The organism is uncultured Leptotrichia sp. (assembly GCF_938036635.1).
Classification (GTDB): Bacteria; Fusobacteriota; Fusobacteriia; order Fusobacteriales; family Leptotrichiaceae; genus Leptotrichia; species Leptotrichia hongkongensis.
In genome coordinates, this window is record NZ_CALHQO010000444.1 from 1 (window position 1) to 2,830 (window position 2,830).

General features: G+C 28.4%; 3 protein-coding genes. All 3 read left to right on the forward strand.

All coding sequences use genetic code 11. The features are described from left to right. Window positions 1–22: 22 nt before the first annotated feature. From hemW to Q0370_RS08850, 3 genes are read left to right on the forward strand one after another with little or no spacing between them, the layout of a single operon-like run. On the forward strand, window positions 23–1,399 hold the full coding sequence (gene hemW, locus Q0370_RS08840) for a radical SAM family heme chaperone HemW (protein ID WP_299574775.1): 1,377 nt from the start codon (window positions 23–25) through the stop codon (window positions 1,397–1,399). Window positions 1,400–1,455: 56 nt separating this feature from the next. Beyond that, window positions 1,456–2,139 (forward strand): YggS family pyridoxal phosphate-dependent enzyme, encoded by a 684-nt coding sequence (locus Q0370_RS08845; protein WP_299574778.1) that lies wholly within the window; start codon window positions 1,456–1,458, stop codon window positions 2,137–2,139. A gap of 11 nt (window positions 2,140–2,150) precedes the next feature. Next, on the forward strand, window positions 2,151–2,690 hold the full coding sequence (locus Q0370_RS08850; RefSeq protein ID WP_232052568.1) for a cell division protein SepF: 540 nt from the start codon (window positions 2,151–2,153) through the stop codon (window positions 2,688–2,690). The last annotated feature ends 140 nt before the right edge of the window (window positions 2,691–2,830 follow it).

The following is a 2,830-nucleotide window of genomic DNA, read 5'->3' on the forward strand; positions in this document are numbered from 1 at the left end:
GAATTTGTGGAAAGAATAAAGTATGGAAAAAATAAAAGAGAAAAATATTGATGCGATATACATTCATATCCCATTTTGTGACAAAAAATGCGAATATTGTGATTTTTGTACGTATATTAATATGGAGAAAGAATATAGAAAATATGTAGATTATTTGATTAGGGAAATGAGAATGTATCCCAAATATAAGTATGATACGATTTATTTTGGTGGAGGAACGCCATCATTATTGCCAGTTGAGATGATAGGAGAAATAATGGATGAACTGGAGTGGAGCGAAAATGCTGAAATTACTTTGGAATTAAATCCAACGGATATGACTTTGGAAAAATTGAAGGAAATTCGGGAAATTGGGATAAATAGGTTAAGTATTGGTATACAGAGCTTTCAGAATCATGTTCTGAAATTTATTGGAAGACAGCATAGTTCAGAAGATGCGATAAGTGTGTATAAAATGGCTAGAGAAGCTGGATTTGAGAATATAACTGTGGATTTGATGTTTGGAATTCCTAATCAAAGTATTGAGGATTTGCAGAAGGATTTGAATATTTTGAAAGAATTAAAGCCTGAAAATGTGTCAATTTACTCGCTTATCTGGGAGGAAGGGACTGTTTTCTGGAGTAAATTGCAAAAGGGGATTTTGTCGGAAATTGATCAGGATGTAGAAGCTCAGATGTATGAGATGATTATTGAGTTTTTTAATAAAAATAGGTATTGTCATTACGAAATATCAAATTTTGCACGGATTGATGGGAATTTTGAGCAAAATAAAAATATTAGTGAAAATTGTGATTCAGAAAATAAAATAGGTTTTCAAAATTTTTCAGAAATTAAAAATAATGAAGAAATATTGAAAAATGTGGAAGATTTTGAAATAATTAAGAAAAAACAGAAAAATAGTGGAAGACACAATTTGAAATATTGGAGAAATATAAAATTTGTTGGTGTAGGAATGAGCGCTGCTAGCTATTATAGCGGAAATAGGCATAGTAATGTAAGAACATTTAAGAAATATTATGATTTGATTGATAGCGGAAATTTGCCGATTGATGAAAATACAATTGAAATTGTAGATGAAATCGAAAGTGAAAAATTGAAGAAAATGCTGGGACTAAGATTAATTAAAGAGGGAATTGAATATTTTGAGGATGAGAAAGTTGAAAAACTTATAAAAAATGGACTACTTGAAAAATTTGTTGTGAGAAAAGTTGAATTTTTAGATAAAAATATTGGAAAAGCTGAAAAAAATATTGTAACAAAAGAAAAAGAAATAAAAAATAAAGTTAAAAATAATGAAGATTTAGATGAAAATATGGTAGGAAATGCTTATGAAATAAGGCTTAGATTGACCAAAAGAGGAATGTTGCTCGCAAATGATGTATTTGTTGAATTTATTTGAAAAAAAGGTTATAATAGTGTTATTGTAAAATATGCAGCAAGTCAAAAGGAGCAGGAATGGAACTTGATAATGTAAAAATTCAGCAAAATTATAATAAAATTTTTGAAGATATAAAAAAATATTCACCGTATCCTGAAAAAGTAAAAATTTTGTTTGTTAGTAAATATTTTGATGTGGAAAAGCATAAGGCTATAATTGATATGGGTTATGATTATTTTGGTGAAAATCGGGCTCAGCTTTATCGAGATAAGCTAAATGAATTTTCAGATGAAAAATATAAAAATATCAAATGGGATTTTATTGGAAGGTTGCAAAAAAATAAAATAAAGTATATAATTAATAGTGTGAATTTAATACATTCGATTGATTCTTATGAACTTTTAGAAGAAATAAATAAAAAAGCTATTGAGAATAATAGAGTTATAAACGGATTAATTCAAATCAATGTTTCAAAGGAAGAATCCAAAACGGGAATTTATATTGAAGACTTTAAAAAAGATAGTGAAAAATATTTTTCTATGAGTAACGTAAATATAGCAGGTTTTATGACAATGGCTCCGTATGAAGCTTCACAACAGGAAATAAACAGTTATTTTTTAAAGATGAGAGAGCTGAAAGAAGAGTATCAGAAAAAATATAATTACATTACCGAGCTCTCTATGGGAATGTCGAATGATTATATTGAAGCATTAAAAAATGGTGCGACAATAATTAGAATAGGAAGTAAATTATTTGAATAGGAGGTTATGCTTTGGGACTTAAAAGAAAATTAATGGAATTTTTTGGCGATGATATTGAAGATGATGACGATGAGTTATCTGAAGAGTTGTCAAATGATGAAAGAAAAGAAATGGCAGTAGAACAGCCACAGCAAAATCAGCAGTCTAAAGCTCAGCAAAAAGTAGCAGTAAATCGTGTAGAACAAGAAAAACAGCCAGAAGAGAAAAAAGGAATAGGAAGTCTTTTTGGTGTAGGAAAAAAGGAGGAAATTGTAAAGATGCCATCGTCTAAAGTAAGCTATGTTTCGATTATAAGACCGAAAGTTTTTGAAGATTCAAGATTAATTGCAGATGCAATAAAAGAAAATAAAGTTGTAACATTCAGTTTGGAATTTTTAGAATACGAAGTGGGACAAAGAGTAATAGATTTTGTAAGTGGAGCGGCATATGCAATGAATGCTCATCTATCAAAAGTTACTGATAAAGTTTTAACTTCTATTCCAGTTGGAATTGACTATGAAGATATTGATGCTTCATTAGGAGAAGAGTCAAGAGACAGTAACTTGTTATAATTAAATATCAAAATATTGTGTTAAGTTTTAAAATTTGGCTGCTTTTTTTGAGATATTTTCTCATTTAAAGCAGTATTTTTTAATAATTTATTTTAGGAATAAAAAATAAGAAAATGGGAGAATAGATAAATGGAAATAAT

Coding starts and splice junctions, on each gene's coding strand:
- hemW (WP_299574775.1), top strand. CDS start 23: ATGGAAAAAATAAAAGAGAAAAATATTGATGCGATATACATTCATATC.
- Q0370_RS08845 (WP_299574778.1), top strand. CDS start 1,456: ATGGAACTTGATAATGTAAAAATTCAGCAAAATTATAATAAAATTTTT.